General features: G+C 39.0%; 16 protein-coding genes. 11 read left to right on the top strand and 5 right to left on the bottom strand.

The features are described 5' to 3' along the window. Positions 1-319 precede the first annotated feature (319 nt). Both sucA and odhB read left to right on the top strand, forming a co-directional pair. Positions 320-3175, top strand: a complete 2856-nt coding sequence (sucA, locus tag WB217_RS08630) for a 2-oxoglutarate dehydrogenase E1 component (protein ID WP_423992551.1) — start codon at positions 320-322, stop codon at positions 3173-3175. Then, positions 3162-4469, top strand: a complete 1308-nt coding sequence (gene odhB / locus WB217_RS08625) for a 2-oxoglutarate dehydrogenase complex dihydrolipoyllysine-residue succinyltransferase (RefSeq protein WP_423992549.1) — start codon at positions 3162-3164, stop codon at positions 4467-4469. The genes sucA and odhB overlap by 14 nt, the downstream gene beginning before the upstream one ends. 57 nt (positions 4470-4526) lie before the next feature. Here the strand turns inward: odhB and sda are convergent, their stop codons facing one another. Then, positions 4527-4661, bottom strand: coding sequence for a sporulation histidine kinase inhibitor Sda (gene sda, locus WB217_RS08620; RefSeq protein WP_423992547.1), 135 nt, complete (start codon positions 4659-4661; stop codon positions 4527-4529). A 478-nt stretch (positions 4662-5139) separates the two neighbouring features. Here sda and WB217_RS08615 point away from each other — a divergent pair, with 478 nt between their 5' ends. The 7 genes from WB217_RS08615 to WB217_RS08585 all read left to right on the top strand — a co-directional run bounded on the left by WB217_RS08615 (position 5140) and on the right by WB217_RS08585 (position 11436). Next, complete coding sequence (locus WB217_RS08615) at positions 5140-6273, top strand: MBL fold metallo-hydrolase (RefSeq protein WP_423992545.1); 1134 nt, start codon at positions 5140-5142, stop codon at positions 6271-6273. A gap of 510 nt (positions 6274-6783) precedes the next feature. Continuing rightward, the gene (locus tag WB217_RS08610; RefSeq protein WP_423992553.1) at positions 6784-8424 is read left to right on the top strand and encodes an AMP-binding protein; all 1641 of its coding nucleotides are present in this window, start codon (positions 6784-6786) and stop codon (positions 8422-8424) included. A gap of 207 nt (positions 8425-8631) precedes the next feature. After that, a complete protein-coding gene (locus WB217_RS08605) occupies positions 8632-8901 on the top strand; it encodes a hypothetical protein (protein WP_423992543.1) in 270 nt (89 codons plus the stop codon). Between the two features lie 568 nt (positions 8902-9469). Then, the gene (locus WB217_RS08600; protein WP_423992541.1) at positions 9470-10138 is read left to right on the top strand and encodes an SOS response-associated peptidase; all 669 of its coding nucleotides are present in this window, start codon (positions 9470-9472) and stop codon (positions 10136-10138) included. 106 nt (positions 10139-10244) lie between these two features. After that, positions 10245-10448, top strand: a complete 204-nt coding sequence (locus WB217_RS08595; protein ID WP_423992539.1) for a hypothetical protein — start codon at positions 10245-10247, stop codon at positions 10446-10448. A gap of 69 nt (positions 10449-10517) precedes the next feature. Next, positions 10518-10724: a DUF6501 family protein gene (locus WB217_RS08590; RefSeq protein WP_423992537.1), complete on the top strand. Its 207-nt coding sequence runs from the start codon at positions 10518-10520 to the stop codon at positions 10722-10724. A 127-nt stretch (positions 10725-10851) separates the two neighbouring features. Next, positions 10852-11436: a GNAT family N-acetyltransferase gene (locus WB217_RS08585; RefSeq protein ID WP_423992535.1), complete on the top strand. Its 585-nt coding sequence runs from the start codon at positions 10852-10854 to the stop codon at positions 11434-11436. A gap of 379 nt (positions 11437-11815) precedes the next feature. On the opposite strand, the gene abc-f is transcribed toward WB217_RS08585, so the two are convergent. From abc-f to WB217_RS08570, 3 genes are all read right to left on the bottom strand, one after another. Continuing rightward, on the bottom strand, positions 11816-13546 hold the full coding sequence (abc-f, locus tag WB217_RS08580) for a ribosomal protection-like ABC-F family protein (RefSeq protein WP_423992533.1): 1731 nt from the start codon (positions 13544-13546) through the stop codon (positions 11816-11818). A 560-nt stretch (positions 13547-14106) separates the two neighbouring features. Next, complete coding sequence (yidC, locus tag WB217_RS08575; protein WP_423992531.1) at positions 14107-14877, bottom strand: membrane protein insertase YidC; 771 nt, start codon at positions 14875-14877, stop codon at positions 14107-14109. 26 nt (positions 14878-14903) lie between these two features. Beyond that, positions 14904-15188 (bottom strand): hypothetical protein, encoded by a 285-nt coding sequence (locus WB217_RS08570; RefSeq protein WP_423992529.1) that lies wholly within the window; start codon positions 15186-15188, stop codon positions 14904-14906. Between the two features lie 212 nt (positions 15189-15400). Here WB217_RS08570 and WB217_RS08565 point away from each other — a divergent pair, with 212 nt between their 5' ends. Further along, a complete protein-coding gene (locus WB217_RS08565) occupies positions 15401-15718 on the top strand; it encodes a hypothetical protein (RefSeq protein ID WP_423992527.1) in 318 nt (105 codons plus the stop codon). 36 nt (positions 15719-15754) lie between these two features. Here the strand turns inward: WB217_RS08565 and WB217_RS08560 are convergent, their stop codons facing one another. After that, positions 15755-16330: a biotin transporter BioY gene (locus WB217_RS08560; RefSeq protein WP_423992525.1), complete on the bottom strand. Its 576-nt coding sequence runs from the start codon at positions 16328-16330 to the stop codon at positions 15755-15757. A gap of 165 nt (positions 16331-16495) precedes the next feature. Between WB217_RS08560 and WB217_RS08555 the strand changes: the two genes are divergently transcribed. Beyond that, positions 16496-17828 (top strand): cation:proton antiporter (locus WB217_RS08555; protein ID WP_423992523.1); only part of this gene is annotated, 1333 nt, incomplete at its 3' end.

The raw sequence follows: 17828 nt of genomic DNA, 5'->3' as shown, positions 1-17828 counted from the left end.
GTATGTTACATTAATGAGCCTATAAAAAAAACCGGTATAACCGGTTTTTTTTTTTATAGGCCCAAAACCACTCATTAAATTTTTTTACTATAACAATAAATCGAGATATAGTTTCCACTATTATGATAGTCAAAACCTTTGGTTAAATGAAAGTATCATGTTAAAATAACATTGTAACCGTTTTATAATCTGAATAATAATATGATTCTTGGAATTTACCGTTATTTTTAGATTTCTCAGGGTAACAGTTAAATAATCGTTGTTTTCATATGGGAAGCGCATTAAAAAAAGACTTTAGATTTGGTAAGGGGGTTTTATTTTGACAAAGCCAATTGCCGGCAATGGATCTGAATGGCCAGGATTTTATGGTCCTAACCAAGGGTATGTTGAGGAACAATATGAAATGTTCCTGGAAGATCCCACATCGGTAGAGCCGGAAATAAGAGAATACTTTGAGCAGCATGTTAACCGAGCGTCCGCTCATTCACCAAAATCTTCTGTATCTATCACGTCAGGTAATGAAGCGATTTCACCTGAAAAAATTGCAAATGCACTTAGATATGCTGATTATATCCGGTCATACGGACATTTATATGCAAAGATTTATCCTTTGCATTTTGATACTAGCGATACTAAGCTCGATGAACTGGAAAATTGGGGTTTAACCGAATCCGATTTGCTGAACATTCCTGTAGGTCTTATATGCCAAAGTGCACCCTCAGCTATTAAAGATGGAATAGAAGCATTTAATCACTTAAGAAAAGTATATTCAAACACAATCGCCTATGAATTTCATCATGTTAATGAAAAGATGGAAAAAGATTGGTTAAGGCAGAAGGTTGAATCGGGACAATTAATACCAAAGCTTGAAAACAACAGGAAAATCGGCCTGTTTAAGCGTTTAACAGAAGTGGAGAGCTTTGAAAAGTATCTGCACCGCACATTTGTCGGCCAGAAGAGATTTTCGATTGAAGGATTGGATGCAATGGTGCCGCTGCTAGACGAAGTGGTAGCTGATGCAGTTAACAATGGGGTAGAAACCATCAACATCGGCATGGCTCACCGTGGCAGGCTGAATGTTCTTGCTCATGTATTAGGAAAGCCATACGAGATGATTTTTGCTGAATTTCAGCATGCCCCGAATAAAGAGTTAGTCCCCTCAGAGGGCTCAATTGGAATCAATATTGGCTGGACTGGTGATGTAAAATACCATCTCGGACTTGACCGGAAAATAAAGTCAGAAAGCACTGCAAATGCAAGGCTGACTCTGGCTAATAATCCAAGCCACCTTGAATTTGCAGGGGCTGTAGTTGAAGGATTTACGAGAGCGGCTCAGGATGATCGGAGCCTGAAAGGCTATGCACAATATAATCCGGTAAAGGCACTTGCAATCCTTATCCATGGTGATGCAGCGTTTCCGGGACAAGGAATTGTCGCCGAAACATTAAATTTAAGCCGCTTGAATGGTTACAAAACAGGAGGAACCATACATGTAATTGCCAATAATACGATTGGTTTTACAACAGAATCTATGGACTCCCGATCTACACGTTATGCAAGTGATCTTGCAAAAGGATACGAAATTCCAATCATCCATGTTAACGCTGACGATCCAGAAGCATGTTTAATGGCAGCACGCTTAGCCTTTGAATATCGAGCAAAGTTCGGTAAGGACTTTTTAATCGATTTGATCGGTTATCGCCGATTCGGACACAACGAAATGGATGAGCCGATGACGACCAATCCTGCTATGTATAAGCTTGTTAACAATCATCACACAGTTAAAACACTTTATGGTAATAAACTTTTGCAAGAAGGTGTTTTGACAGAACAGAGGTACTCAGAAATTGAGAAAAGTATCTCCGGTAAGCTGTCTGAAGCATATGAAAAGGTTCCGAAAAAAGAGAAGGAAGTCCATGCTGAGCCTGATATTCCTGAAGTGATTGAAATGGGAATTCCGCAGATTGATACAAGCGTTCCATTGGATTCCTTAAGAAAAATAAATGATGAACTGCTGAAATGGCCGCAAGGATTTAATGTATTTAACAAGCTGGAGAAAATTTTACAGCGTCGTAAAGATGCTTTTTCTGTAGATGGAAAAATTGATTGGGGCCTTGCAGAAACTTTAGCATATGCTTCTATTTTAGTAGATGGAACACCGGTAAGGCTGACAGGCCAGGATTCTGAACGAGGAACGTTCGCCCAAAGAAATTTAGTTTTACATGATAGTGAAACTGGAGAGCACTTTTCACCGCTCCATAATCTGCCTGAAGCAAAGGCATCCTTTTCGATTCACAACAGTCCATTATCAGAAGCTGCGGTGGTCGGTTTTGAGTATGGCTATAATGTCTTTGCCCCTGAAACTCTTGTCCTATGGGAAGCACAATATGGTGATTTTGCGAATGCGGCTCAGGTACTATTTGATCAATTTGTAGCAGCTGGCAGGGCCAAATGGGGACAAAAGTCCGGGCTTGTTATGCTGCTGCCACATGGGTATGAAGGGCAGGGTCCTGAACACTCAAGCGGCAGAGTAGAACGCTTTTTAACGCTTGCAGCGGAGAATAACTGGACCGTTGCAAACCTTTCTTCTGCAGCACAGTATTTTCATATACTGAGGAGGCAGGCTGCTATTTTAAGGCAAGAATCAGTTCGTCCGCTTGTCTTGATGACTCCAAAGAGTTTGCTCAGAAACCCGTTAGTTGCAGCTTCTCCCGAACAATTAAGTGAAGGCAGCTTTATGTCCATTTATGAACAGCCAGGTCTTGGAGGAAATCCTGAACAGATCTCGAGAGTCGTATTGTGCACTGGCAAAGTAAGCATTGATATTGCTGAGAAAATTGACCCGGCAAATCATGATTGGCTGCATGTATTAAGAATAGAAGAAATATACCCTTTCCCACTGGATTCGCTAAAAGAAAAACTTAAACTCTACCCAAATCTTCAAGAGATTATCTGGGTCCAGGAAGAACCAAAAAATATGGGAGCATGGACATTTGTTGAACCAAGGATTAACGAAGCAGCACCAAAGGGGATAGATGTTTCTTATTTAGGGCGCAGAAGACGTTCCAGTCCTGCTGAAGGGGATCCAAATATTCATAAGCTAGAGCAGGCAAGAATTGTGAACGATGCATTGACAAGGACGAATGGAGGAGGAATTGAAAATGGCAGACATTAAAGTTCCTGAATTAGCAGAATCAATTTCCGAGGGAACGATTGCCCAGTGGCTGAAAAAGAAGGGCGATCAAGTCCAAAAAGGTGAATATGTTGTTGAATTGGAAACAGATAAGGTTAATGTAGAAATTATCTCAGATTATGATGGAATCTTAACTGATCTCCTGGCTGAAGAAGGGGACACGGTTAAGGTTGGGGAGACGATCGCAGTAGTTAGTGAAGCAGGCAGCATTGTTAGTGAGCAAAAGCTGAATGAAGGAGAAAAGGCTGCAGGAAAGCAAGCGGAATCTCCTGATGAATCTGCTGTTAGAAGCGAAGGAACATCTCAAGGTGCACAAAGTGACAAAGCTGCAGCTAGCCATGAAAGAGAAACAGCAGACGGAGTTAGTGAAAGAATCATTGCTTCACCGGCTGCAAGAAAGCTAGCAAGGGAAAAAGGAATTGATTTAAGCCAGGTTCAGTCTAAAGATCCACTTGGAAGAGTGCGTAAACAGGATGTGGATTCCTATAAAGAAGGACAAACTGTTGAACAAAAACCTGAAATAAAGAAGCCGGAAAATGTAATACCATCAGTAACAGGCAACTCCGGAGAAGGTAAATCTGTGGAAAGAATTAAAATGTCAAGAAGGCGCCAGACAATTGCAAATAGATTGGTTGAGGTTCAGCAAACTGCTGCGATGCTGACTACTTTCAATGAGGTGGACATGACTGCTGTCATGGACTTACGGAAGAAATGGAAGGACCGCTTTTATGAAGAAAATGATGTACGCTTAGGTTTTATGTCATTCTTCACAAAGGCAGTCGTAGCTGCCCTCAAGAAAACACCATATTTAAATGCTGAGATTCAGGGAGACGAAATTGTCCTGAAAAAGTTTTATGATATCGGGGTTGCTGTTGCTGCAGATGAAGGTTTAGTTGTTCCAGTAATCCGGGATGCTGACAGAAAGAATTTTGCAGAAATCGAAAGAGATATAAACGAATTAGCTGAAAAAGCGCGGACTAACAAACTTTCCTTAAAAGATCTCCAGGGAGGAACATTCACAATCACGAATGGAGGCGTTTTCGGTTCTCTGCTTTCAACGCCAATCATTAATGGACCTCAGGTTGGAATCCTTGGCATGCATACAATCCAACTGCGCCCTGTAGCGATTGATAAAGAACGAATGGAAAACAGGCCAATGATGTATATTGCATTGTCATATGACCACAGAATCGTTGACGGTAAAGAAGCTGTGACATTTTTAAAACGAATAAAAGAACTGATGGAAGATCCAGAATCATTGCTTTTGCAAGGATAATAAAAATCACTGCCGTAGAAACACGGCAGTGATTTTTTTCTATTGGCTTAGTTTCAATCAACGGTTCTTAAACGGTTTCAGACCTCTTTTGGAAATTTCTACTTTTAAAATCTTTGCCCATTCTTTATCACTTTCCGACTTTAATGCATCACGATACGAGACCACCAATAGTTCATTGCTCATAATTTTCATTTGCATTCCTCCTCGGTTAGAATGGATTGAATTTTCAAACTATATATATAGTTTCATTCATTGTAAAGGTTTATTAAGGATTTGAAAACCCATTATGAAGATTTTTTTTTAGTAAATTTTTCATGTGGTTTTAATAAAAAGGCTTATTAATTTTCATAAACAAATTCTTCATGGGGCGTTAGGTGAGCCTACTCTTCGCCTTGCTTTTGAGGGGTGCATATAATCGTTTGGATTATATCACCTTGGTATCACTTTTGCCGCTGATCCCTCAAGAATCGAGTGCCCTCCGCTCCAATCAACAGGTGCTAAAATTCAGCAATGACTTAAAAAGCATTATCCATCATAGCCATAATAGTAATAAAAAAAAGCTTGCATTTTAATTATTGCCGATATATTATATACCCATAAGGGTATTTTATCGGGGGATGAATACCTGTTGCAAAAAAAAGAATGAAAAGCTATTCAGGGAGGAAGATCAATGGGTATGCAAGCAATTACTGCAGAAAAATTAAATGAGTGGGTTGTAAACCAAAAAGAATTCTTTATTTTTGATGTACGAAATGAAAACGATTTTGAAGACTGGAAGGTAGAAGGCGAAAACATTCAGTATTTAAATATTCCATATTTTGAATTGATTGACGGTGTGGACGAAATCGTCAACCAACTGCCAAAGGATAAAGATATTGTTGTCATTTGCGCAAAGGAAGGGTCATCTGTAATGGTAGCTGAAATGCTTTCCGATGCAGGATTCGATGTTTCTTATCTTTCAGGTGGAATGAAATCATGGAGTGAATATTTATATCCTGTGGAAGTTTTTAAGGATGATCAAATCAAGGTATTGCAATTCATCCGTGTTGGCAAGGGCTGTTTATCATATATGGTTTTATCAGAAAAAGAAGCACTTGTTGTTGATCCTTCAAGATTCACAGACCGGTATACTGCAGTTGCTGAAAGAGAAAACGTAAAAATTACACACATTGTTGATTCGCATTTGCACGCTGATCACTTGTCTGGCGGAAAGCAGCTAGCTGATTTGACAGGGGCAAAATATTACCTTATGAAGAGTGAAGGCGCAGTATTTGACTTTGAAGCTTTAGAGCAACATGATAAAATTGAATTTGACCTTATCTCTCTTGAAGTATTGGCAGTAAAGACTCCTGGGCATACCCCTGGCAGTGTTTCGTTTTTTGTGAATAATAAGCTTCTTTTCTCAGGAGATACTATTTTCGTAAACGGACTGGGCCGCCCTGATTTAGGCGGTAAGGCAGCAGAATGGGCAGAAGACTTATACGAAACTGTATATAGCAAGGTTTCTCAAATTGCTGATGATGTGATCGTATTGCCGGGACATTACGCTGACTTCGATGGTGAAGTAAATGCCGATGGTTTCATTGGAAGTCAATTAGGGTTAATACGAAATCAAAATGAAATGATGCTAGGCAAGACAATGGAAGAATTTGTCGACCATGTTGCACAATCGGCATCGAGTGATACACCTCCAAATTTTGAAGATATTGTCGCGATCAACCGCGGGGTTAAAGTAGTTACTGCAGATGAAGCGATGGAACTGGAAATCGGGCCAAATCGCTGCGCAGTTCACCACACACATTAAGAGTTAAGATAAGAGGAGAGCAATGCTTTCCTCTTTTTATCTATCTTCATAAATGGTGGTGTTGACCATAAAAACAAATGAGGTGAAAGTGATGGAAGAAGAGACTAAAAATAAACATTGTGCAGGCGGGTCCTGAGGCATCGCACCAAAGCGTACAGCGGAAAAGGAACCAGGCAAGTTTTCCGGCTTTCCTCCAATATGACCAGCTACGTACGTATGGCTCCTGGCAGGAGTCATTTACTTGATATCAAAATTATTTTGATGAAACTCAAAAAGTCATGAGCCCCTAAAAAATGGCCCCAATATTATTTAGAGCTCATAGGAAACGGGAATATCATATATTTGGCGTGATTATTGATTTGAAGCAGGAAAAATTCCTGCTTTTTTTTATTGATTTAGGAAAAAGGAAGGATTATATTTTAAAAATATCGAATATTCAAACACATATGTTATAGTTTATAGTAAACGTTTACATATTTAACTTAATTAGGAGGTTGAACGATGGAAAGTTTGCTGCCATACACTGTGGGTGAATTATTAGAGGTTCAGGCCAAAACCTATCCTGATCATGAAGCTGTTGTTTATGCTGACCGAAACCTTAGGATGAGTTATGAAGAATTCAACAATCTTTGCAGGGAAGCGGCCAGAGGATTGATGAAGCTAGGTGTGCAAAAGGGAGAAAATGTATCAGTTTGGTCCTCTAATACACCAGAATGGGTGGTAACCCAGTTCGCCACTGGAAAAATGGGCGCAGTTCTTGTAACTGTAAACACTAATTATCGGACTGCTGAGCTGGAGTACCTTTTAAAGCAATCCGATTCTACTACAATCATTTTAATGGATCAATTCAAAGATGCTTCATATATTGATATGTTGTATGAAATTGTTCCAGAGCTTAGAACAAGTGTGCCAGGCATGCTTGATAGCAGCAGACTTCCATTCCTGAAAAATGTCATTGTGATGGGTGATAAACCTTTTCCAGGGACTTTCAGCTGGCAGGATATACTGGACATGGCGGAAGGCGTTTCAGAAGATCAGCTTGACAGGAGGATGGGAACGCTAAAACAAAGTGACGTAATTAATATGCAATACACTTCCGGGACAACTGGTTTTCCTAAAGGTGTAATGCTGACTCACCGTAATATTGTCAATAACGCTTATAATGTAGCATTAGCTATGAAACTGACAGATCAAGACCGACTCTGCATTCCAGTGCCATTCTTCCATTGCTTTGGCTGTGTAATGGGAACACTTGCCTGTGCCACAGTAGGAGCAACAATGGTGCCAGTTCAGGAATTTAATCCAAAAGTCGTTCTTGAAACTGTAGAAAAAGAGAAATGTACTGCATTGCACGGCGTGCCGACCATGTTCATCGCAGAATTGAATGACAATGATTTTAATAAATACAATCTGTCATCGTTAAGAACAGGTATTATGGCAGGATCTAATTGCCCTATAGAGGTAATGAAAGCTGTTAATGAAAAAATGGGAGCAACAGAAATTACAATTGCTTATGGACAAACCGAATCGTCTCCAGTCATAACCCAGACAAGAACAAACGATCCTCTCGAATTGAGAGTGGAGACAGTCGGCAAGGCTTTGCCACATGTTGAAGCAAAGATTGTTAAGCCTGGCACAACTGAAGAATTGCCACGGGGAATGCAGGGAGAGCTTTGTACACGCGGATATCTTGTTATGGAGGGGTATTATAAGAATCCTGATGCTACTAGAGAGGCGATCGATGAAGAAGGTTGGCTTCATACAGGAGATTTAGCAGTCATGGATGAAAACGGCTACTGCAGGATTACGGGAAGATTAAAGGATATGATCATTAGGGGAGGAGAAAATATTTATCCTCGAGAAATTGAAGAATTCCTTTACACACACCCTAAGGTCCTGGATGTCCAGGTTGTAGGCATTCCGGATAGCGTATATGGTGAGGAAGTCATGGCCTGGATTATTTTAAAAGAAGGCGAATCGGCAAGCGCCTCTGAAATTAAAGAATACTGCACAGGAAAAATCTCTAAGCATAAGATTCCAAGGTATTTAGAGTTCACGCAAAGCTATCCGATGACAGCTTCTGGGAAAATACAGAAGTTCAAGCTTAGGGAGCAGGCTATAGAAGTGGTCGAGGAGATTAAGAAGGTATAAAATTCATTAAGCATTGAAATAGACAGCAGAAATGCTGTCTATTTGATTTGCAAATTTTTCTTATGAAATTAGGAAATAAAATATATCATTTTGAACGTTTTGTTACAACTGTACTGCTGATATATTATTTATCAATATTACTCCCTATAATATAGTGTATACACTGGCATATTAAAGTACGATGCAGGACTAGGGGGGTATGCTCAATTGAAATGGCTGATAGTAATATTACTGTCAATCTTAAGTATATTATTCTTGGAAAAAGGGATTGAACTTTGGACTGTCATCAATCACGTAGATGGTGACGGTATCGGGATAAGCTTCATTGGTATGAGCATCAGCGAAAGGGTCCTAATTGAAAGCATCCCAGGCTATGCACTTGGCTTCACGATTGCTTCGCTTATTCCTATACTCGTTGCAATAAATTTAGCCTTGAGATTGAAGCCGAAAAAGAATATGGATACGACAAATATATAATTAAGCCGGTGGTTCTTCAAAGATCACTGGCTTATTTTTTTGCTCTATTTAACAGTCCGATATTGCTTGGGAATATAAATTTATACGCAGGTTTCTGTATTCATACAAAAAAGTTAGAGTTAATTTTTCTAATTAGAAGGGATGTTACTTCCTCATATGGAAGGGAATTATAATAAAAAGGCTAACCAGAAAATATGCACAAAAAAAAATGCGAACTCATTATAGGCAAAAATGCATCATTTGATTCACCATGGTGCGAATTTTCATTAGCATGGATGTCTCTGTTAAAGCCTAATGTTGTTTTTATAAAACCTGTTGATTGTAGTGAAAGGCGCGAAGACTCTTCCGAAAATGCTAACGCATTTCCATCCTGCGTGGGCATATTCGAGGAAGCTATTCAGAGTCCTGCGGGCTTAGCGCCAGCCCCTAGAAGAATTTGCTTATGAAAAAGCCGGCAGTTGGGCTTTTTCATAATTCTTCCGCGAAAAGCGAAGCGCCTGGAACGAAAATCAACAGCCTTGTTTACCAGAGCCGATAAAAAAGGAAGTTAATGATGGAGGGAACGATTATGTGTGGAAGGTTTTCATTGTTTGAATCTATTGATTCATTGCAAGAACAGTTTAACTTTGAATATTATGGGGATCTCGACCCTCGATATAACATTGCCCCTGGACAGGATATTTTGACTGTTTTCCATAATGGAGAAGGCAGGGAAGGAGTGAAAATGAGATGGGGCTTTATTCCGTTTTGGGCTGATGATGAAAAAATCGGATATAAGATGATCAACGCTCGCGCTGAAACAGTTGATGAAAAGGCAAGCTTCAAAAATGCCCTAAAAAAAAGGCGCTGTTTAATTTTAACCGATGGTTTTTACGAGTGGAAAAAAGAAGGAAACCAGAAACAGCCTTTCCGGTTTGGGATGAAAGACAAGAAGCCATTTGCCTTGGCTGGGCTTTGGGAGAACTGGAGTAAAAATGGAAAGGAAATTACTTCCTGCACCATCATCACCACTGCTCCAAATGATGTAACGAGAAACGTCCATGACAGAATGCCAGTGATCCTTCCTGAAGACAAGATGGAAATGTGGCTTGACCGCTCAATGGACAAGACGGATGAAATAAAGAAATTGCTTGTCCCTTACCAGGCAGAATTGATGGATTGTTATGAAGTATCAACGGCGATAAATTCAGCAAAAAATGAAGGTGAAGATTTGATATTGCCGATCAACAGCCTTTAGCGAAATTTAATCTTTTTTTATGGGATGTTTAATACAAGCTTGGTTGGTGGTATATAAAGACACAGCCAACGCCAAGATGAATACATCCTGGAAAGAGGAGATTAACATGAATGGATTTACCAAAAATGGATTTTATGAGTTGATTTATAAAAACGAGCGCTTTTCATTTTTACAGTATATTCGCAAAGATATCATTTGTGATGTTTGTTATATAACTTTGAAAAATGTGATTACGGGTGAAACAATTACATTTAATCAATCAGAAATACGCGGATTCCAACTCGCGGGTGAAGAAGCTAATGCAAGCTAACTATTGCTAAATAGATTGCCTATTCTTTATACTAGAGAGTATTAGACGAAGTAAAGGAAGTGGCAGCAAATGATTCACCAGAACTGGCACGAACGCGAAACGAACAAAAAACTTAAATGCGTTCATACAGATGCAAAAAAATACATTGTTAATAACAAGCTCACAACTGGTAAAGTGTATGATGTTAAAAATGAAACAGAAGAATTTTATTTCATTGTAGATAACTCAGGTAAAGTAGGCGGTTACTACAAAGAGTATTTTGAAGAAATCAACTAATCAGGAAGGCTGCCGCAGATTAATGCGGCAGTCTTTTTTTCGTACCTTTTTATTTAATTAAGTTTTTCGTTGTAATTCGTCAGTGATATGATAAAGAAAGATATAAGCATTGAGGGAGTGATGGGGAATGAAAAAGAAGGTCAGCCTTGAGGGTCCTACTGTTACACTGGTGCCAATGGAAATGAAGCAGTTAGATAATTTATGGAATGCTGCTCAGGCACAGGAAATTTGGGAATTTACCGCTTCAAAAATCAAGAGCAAGGAAGATATGAAACAGACAATCGAGGCTGCCACAGCTGAAAGAGAAAGAGGGGTGCAGATGCCTTTCGTGGTGGTTTATCAAGAAAGCGGCAGGATAATAGGAAGCTCCCGCTATCTTGATCTGTCAAGATCGCACAAAACCCTTGAAATCGGATGGACTTGGTATCATCCGGATTTTTGGAGGACTAGGGTTAATACGGAAACGAAATTCCTGATGCTTCAGTACGCTTTCGAGGAGATGGATATGAATCGTGTGCAATTTTGCACGGATTCAAGGAATATTCGTTCCCAAACAGCGATTTCTCGTCTTGGGGCGAAAAAGGAAGGAGTGCTCCGTAAACACCGGATCATTGCTGATGATTTTGTAAGAGACACTGTTGTTTTTAGTATCATTAAAGAGGAATGGCCAATGGTGAAAACAATATTACAAGATATGATGAAGAGAATTTAGCCAGTTTAAATAATGGTAAGTTAAAATGCTATATTTACTTGTCTGTATAGTTGGAGGAATTTTACTCGCTGCCGCAGGTTGATTTGCAGGTTTGGAAAATTCGATCACACGGTGGCGAAATGATACCTTAACTACTTTCACCAATTGGTGAATTGCTGGCGTAATGCCCACATTTATAAAATTTCAAACTCTTTGCCATCCAGCAGAATGGAATAAGCACCAAAAGGCACATCGGTAAATTGCCGATGTGCCGATAAAATCAAACCTTACTGCTCTCAATAAAGTAAAGCACTCGTTTTATCAAACTTATCCCTATATTTGGCCAGCTAAAACCTTATGCTGCCAAAGAGATCTTGTGTAAAGGGTATGGGATACGGGGTTATCTTTCTTTCTGTGCAAACGTTTTTCTCTTCACCATCAATAAGGAGAGTTTTTGGTCTAGCACTTTGTATTCAGGATCATCCTTACTCATAAAAGAAAGCCTGCCAATAATAGCTGTAATATCGTTTTGAAGGACCATCAGCTGTTCTTCTCTTTCTTTATCATTGGAAAAAGAAGGGGCAGGCTGGTTGAATTCCTTTAAGCCTGTTTCTTTTCTGATAATCTTCTCACCATCGATGATAAGGAGTTTTTCGCTGATTTTATTTAGGAAATAAACATCGTGCGAAACAATCAGCATGGAGCCTTGAAATTCCATCAAAGTCTTCTCCAAACTTTCCCTGCTGGCTAAATCAAGATGATTTGTCGGTTCATCAAGGATCAGTAGATCAACATCATTCATGAGCATCAAGACTAGTTTTATTCGAGTGCGTTCTCCGAGGCTTAAACTGCCAATTGGGACAGTAAGCTTTTCCTCGTTCAAGCCAATGTTAGCAAAAATGGTCCTGGCCTTGCTAAGTTCATTGCGATCAGTCAATCCGGTGTACTCTAACGCTGTTTTGGAAGAAGGGAGGTCCGAAACATCCTGGCTCAGGTATCCAATCCTTACAGATTCGCTTATCCATATATTACCCGTTGTTGCTTCAGTTTCACCAAGTATCATTTTTAAAAGTGTTGTTTTTCCGCTTCCGTTTACACCGATAATCGCCATTCTTTCACAATGGTTCATATAAAAATGACTCTCTTTAAATAAGCAACGATTTCCAAACCATTTCTCCAGTCCTGATGCTTCTAATATTCTTTTTCCGCGTTTCTTGCTTTCCTGGAATTGAAAGTTAACCCTGGCTGCTTGTTTTGGCTGTTGCACTTCGTTTTTTGCGAGCTCCTGGTTCAATCGTTTCATCTTTGATCTAATCTGAATATCCATTTTCTTAGCTTTCACACGATGGTATTCCTTATAACCGATTTGCCTTCTTTCTGAACTGCTGCCTTGCTTGGTAGAATCCTTATGGGCTTTTTCTGACCAATTTTTCAGATTGGCAATCTGCTGCTGAATTTGCTCTTTATATTTTTGCTGTGTTTCGTATTGGTGAAGCTGAACCTCGTATAGCCTTTGTTTTTCCGCGCGGTAAGCAGAATAGTTACCGTTAAAGCATTTAGTTACTCCATCTTCAATTTCAATGACCTCATTAATTGTCTGATCAAGGAAATACCGATCATGAGATATAATGATGACTGAGCCTTTAAACCCAGCCAATTCTTTAATAAGCCACTCAGTGCCATGTAGATCCAAGTGGTTTGTTGGTTCATCAAGTATGAGCAATTCAGGTCTGTCCGCCCATACTCGTGCGAGGGAGAGTTTTAATTTTTCACCCCCGCTCAAATTCGCCAGCTGGTTTTCATCCCATTCCAAGAGTTTCTTAAGTCCCAGAAGGCTGGAGTGCAGAAAAAGGTTAGACTCTGAATTTGAGAGGGCTTCATCAAACTCATTGATTGTATATTCTGTTGATTGTTTAAGATAGCCAACACTTATCCTGCTGCCGAAGGTTTCAATAAACCCGGCGTCTGGAAATAAATTCCCATAAATGATATTAGCTAAAGTTGTTTTGCCAGCGCCATTATTTCCGACAAGTCCAATCCGGCAGCCTTGTTTGATTTCAAATTCTGCGTTTTTGATAATTGTCCTGTCATTAAAGCTCTTCTGAATACCTCTTATTTTCAACAATGTCATAAAAACTCCACCTTTCTTTTTTGCCTTGTTAATTAAAGGTGAGTATTTTATCCATCAAAAAAACCTCCCTGTAGTTACCCGGGAGGTCTGCAAAACATTCGCATAAGATTTACTGTACACCAAATAAAGCATGATACTGCATTTAACAGCACGCTTAAGCTGGCATATAAACCGATATGGAATGGTAAATTGAGCAGACTAATCCTATTTCCGGGCAACACGTTTTTCATTTTCGAAAAATCGGGCAGAAAATAAGATTAGTACTTCATCGGCTCTTTACCATTCCTTTCAATATCATTATCTCAAAGTATAGCTTCCTGTAAAAAGAAATGTCAACCACATTTTATTTGGAAGGTTGCCTTGAAAATAAATGAGTCTCCAATAGTTCAAGGTACTCAGCTCGGATGTACCGATTCATTTCTAATTTCAGGGTGCGAAGCTTTTGCATGAGAGTAAGTGAAGAATATTATTGTTGATTTGGGAAATCAAAAGTTAGGTTAAAACGTGCCTGCGAAATGAAAAAGCCAGGGAAACCAATTCCCTGGCTATTGTAGATACGATTATATTTGTTGTTCAACTTTTATTTGGCTTTGTTGACCGCCGTACATCTTCCTTGCCAGCAAATTTTGTGCAATGAGTAAGATCCCGCCAACTGTCCAATAAAGTGGAAGGGCAGATGGGGCATTCAAAGAGAACATGACAATCATAATGGGTGAAATCAGCCCCATGAACTTCATTTGCTTTTGTTGCTCTAATGTCATATTCGATTGAGAGACTTTAAATTGCAAATAGTATATCAACCCTGCAGCAGCAGTAATCCATATATCTGAATGTCCCAGGTTGAACCATAGGAATGAATGGCTTGCAATTTCGGAAGAACTTTTAATAGCATAGTAAAGTCCCATTAATATAGGCATTTGTATCAGCATTGGCAGGCAGCCAACAGATAGAGGATTCACACCATGCTTCTGGTACAACCCCATCATTTCCTGCTGTAATTTCTTTTGCTCAGCGGAATCCTTTGTGCTTTTTATCTTTTTCTGAATCTGATCCATCTCTGGTTTAAGGACTTCCATCTTTTCTTTCATATTCTGCTGATTTTTATATTGTCTCAGCATAAGAGGCATTAGGATTAATCTTATCATTATCGTAATGAAAATAATCGCAAATCCAAAACTGCCACCAGTAATGCTGGCAAAAAAGTGGATCAGCCATGCGAATGGGTTGACAAATGTTGATTGAAAGAAAGAGCCATCATTGGTCATTGATTGGCATCCTGCTAAAAACATTGGGGTAAATAGTAATAAAATGATTGTGTAAAGTTTCTTCATTTTTCTCCTCCTGATATTGATCTTAGTCAGTAAATAAGAGAGAAAAATGAATGATCTTCATCACCAGGATCTACTTTTATTTTTATTCGTTTAAGTCTCAGCAGCTGGATTCTCAATCCTAGTTCAGCTTGATTTTTAAAAGCTGTTTCAGAAACTGATGGTTTGAATTTAATAGTGACTACATAGGATTCACTGAAATAGGTATCACTAACAATCCAGAAGGCCGAAATTGACATGCTCAACAGTAATGCCAAATAAACGCTATATAAACCAGTCGCATCTATGGACTGGGTGTACACCTCAAGCAGCATGCCTTCACCTCCGATTTCCCAGCTCATTGTATAAGTATATTTCATTCCAATGAAGTAATCAATTTGAACTTTTATCCTATACGTTTTAATGACTTAAAATGTTTAATTTCCAAATATTGTTAAAGCAAGTGTGGTTTCAAATACTGGAAAAAGGGCTAATTATATAGGACAATCCTTCAAATAATGCGCCTATCGAAAGGGGTAGCAAAATAATGAAAACTGTATATGGATTAATGATCAATTCAGGAAGTGCTGAGGAGATGCTGTGGGACCATGGTGTATGGGAAACAGAGGAAGCAGCTAAATTATATATAGAAACTGAAATGTCAAATATCAGCGGGATATGGATCGGGGAATTGAAGGTGAATGATTCCATTACTGAAGCAGCGGACGATGCAGGTGATGAGATGGTTGAATGCGCAATGTGTGGTATTGAATACAATGGGGAAGACGTTAATTCAACTGATTATGATGAGCCTGTATGCATATACTGCGAGCCTGGATACAAGGAAAATATGAATATTGCATAAAAAAGAAGAGCCATGGATTTGTTCCATGGCTTTTGCTTATGCAGATTTTGTGAGATTTGAATGTGGAACAAGAAGTTTCGCAGTTTCAAGCCTGTTGCGGACAATGATTCCAATCCAGGAAGCCAATGCAGCTTTAATGACTCCCACAATGATAAAAGGTGCAAAGCCGCTTGTGAATGCCGCAGTCCATGACATTTCCAGTGCGATCTTTAACCAGACTGTTCCAAAAATAAGAGTGATCAGCATACCGATTATATTTCCAATCATGGCATTCATAAAAGTAAAAGAAGTTTTTTCAAGCACCCAGCCAATGATGAAGGCCGCTGGGACAAAACCTACTAAATATCCCCCGGTTGGTCCTACAAGCTTTGAAAAACCGCCAGAGAATTCAGCAAAAACGGGTACACCGACTGCACCGATAAATAGATAAAGCAGAACTGATATAGTGCCATAACGAGATCCTAGTATAGTAGCGGCTAGACCGATTGCCAAAGTTTGACCAGTGATCGGCACAAGTGGAAGCGGAATCGTCATTTGAGCCAAAACACCGATAATGGCGGCGAATAAAGCGGTAATGATCATCATTCTAAGTTTCACCTGTTGTTTGTTCATTTGTTTGTTCTCCCCTTTTGTTAACCTTTATGTATTTTTAGTTTACATATTGACTTTAATATTCACAGATTTTTTTGTCAATGAAAAATTTTCGTCTTGCTTGATTTTACAAATGAATAATAAGGGAAAGATTAAAACAAGAATTCTTATGTAAGGAGTGTTTCGATGGAGGAATTGGATCTGCATAAGATCTTTGAAACAGCGTTATTCTTGATCATGATTGCAGCAGGGATCACGGCAATTGCAAAGAAGGTTAAACAGCCTTATCCAATAGCGTTGGTTATTATAGGTACAATAATTGGATTAATGAACATTCCTATACTTGAGCCATTAAAAAATTTTATAACAGAAGGTGAAATTTTTAATTTTGTCATCATTACATTATTTCTGCCTGCGTTGCTCGGTGAGGCATCCTTAAAGCTGCCTTTCTCCCATCTAAAAGACAACAAAGAGCCAATTCTCGCGTTGGCCATTGGCGGAACTCTAATATCGTTTCTTATCGTTGGTTTTTCTGCATACTACTTCCTGGACTTATCTTTGCCAGCCGCATTTGTTTTTGGTGCCCTTATGAGCGCGACGGACCCAGTCAGTGTCCTTTCTATATTTAAAAGTGTGGGTGTTAAAAAAAGACTGGCTTTAGTTATTGAAGGAGAAAGCTTATTTAATGACGGATTAGCAGTTGTTTTATATAAAATCTCTGCATTTTCATTAGTCTCATATTTGGACGCAGGCTGGTCAGGTCTTGGGATGGGGTTATGGGATTTCATACGAGTGATTTCATTAGGATTAATGGTTGGTGGAGCTATGGGCTATGGTTTTTCTAAACTGACCAAATACTTTGATGACTATCCTTTGGAAATAATCTTTAGTATTTTGTTGTTCTATGGATCATTTCTGATTGCAGAAAGTATTCATGCGTCTGGAGTCATAGCAGTGGTAGTAGGAGCTTTGATATTTGGTAACTATGGTGCTCGTATCGGGATGAGCCCAACTACAAAATTAAATATTAATAATTTTTGGGATGTTACGGCTTTATTAGCCAATTCGCTAGTTTTCCTGATGGTAGGTTTAGAAATCACAAGGATTGATATCAATGATAAATGGTGGGTGATCGTCACAGCTATACTGATTGTTCTGATTGCCAGAAGTGCGGCTGTATATGTGAGTATGCTGGCGATTAATAGCTTCAGTATGAAATGGAAACATATTCTTAACTGGGGAGGATTGAAGGGGTCATTGTCAATCGCCTTGGTTTTAAGTCTGCCGAGAGATTTTCAGGGAAGAGAAGATCTCCTGATTCTTGCTTTCAGTGTTGTTCTTTTTTCTCTTGTAGTTCAAGGACTGTCTATAAAGCCTTTGATTTCTTTTCTGGGTATTAATAAAAAAGAAGAGATTCATTCTGAATATGAACAGATTCTTGCCAAGCTATACAGATATGAAAATGCAATTAAAGAAATGAAGGATGCTAAAGGGAAATTCTATATAACAAATACTGTAT

The sequence above is a fragment of the Mesobacillus sp. genome, assembly GCF_049588175.1.
GTDB lineage: Bacteria > Bacillota > Bacilli > Bacillales > Cytobacillaceae > Mesobacillus.
Note: the sequence above shows the minus strand (reverse complement) of the source record. Positions and strands in the feature narration are given on the sequence as shown.

Excerpts from the sequence above, each read along its gene's own strand:
- odhB (WP_423992549.1), top strand. The coding sequence starts at position 3,162 with ATGGCAGACATTAAAGTTCCTGAATTAGCAGAATCAATTTCCGAGGGA.
- sda (WP_423992547.1), bottom strand. The coding sequence starts at position 4,661 with ATGAAAATTATGAGCAATGAACTATTGGTGGTCTCGTATCGTGATGCA.
- WB217_RS08615 (WP_423992545.1), top strand. The coding sequence starts at position 5,140 with ATGGGTATGCAAGCAATTACTGCAGAAAAATTAAATGAGTGGGTTGTA.
- WB217_RS08600 (WP_423992541.1), top strand. The coding sequence starts at position 9,470 with ATGTGTGGAAGGTTTTCATTGTTTGAATCTATTGATTCATTGCAAGAA.
- WB217_RS08595 (WP_423992539.1), top strand. The coding sequence starts at position 10,245 with ATGAATGGATTTACCAAAAATGGATTTTATGAGTTGATTTATAAAAAC.
- WB217_RS08590 (WP_423992537.1), top strand. The coding sequence starts at position 10,518 with ATGATTCACCAGAACTGGCACGAACGCGAAACGAACAAAAAACTTAAA.
- WB217_RS08585 (WP_423992535.1), top strand. The coding sequence starts at position 10,852 with ATGAAAAAGAAGGTCAGCCTTGAGGGTCCTACTGTTACACTGGTGCCA.
- abc-f (WP_423992533.1), bottom strand. The coding sequence starts at position 13,546 with ATGACATTGTTGAAAATAAGAGGTATTCAGAAGAGCTTTAATGACAGG.
- yidC (WP_423992531.1), bottom strand. The coding sequence starts at position 14,877 with ATGAAGAAACTTTACACAATCATTTTATTACTATTTACCCCAATGTTT.
- WB217_RS08570 (WP_423992529.1), bottom strand. The coding sequence starts at position 15,188 with ATGCTGCTTGAGGTGTACACCCAGTCCATAGATGCGACTGGTTTATAT.
- WB217_RS08565 (WP_423992527.1), top strand. The coding sequence starts at position 15,401 with ATGAAAACTGTATATGGATTAATGATCAATTCAGGAAGTGCTGAGGAG.
- WB217_RS08560 (WP_423992525.1), bottom strand. The coding sequence starts at position 16,330 with ATGAACAAACAACAGGTGAAACTTAGAATGATGATCATTACCGCTTTA.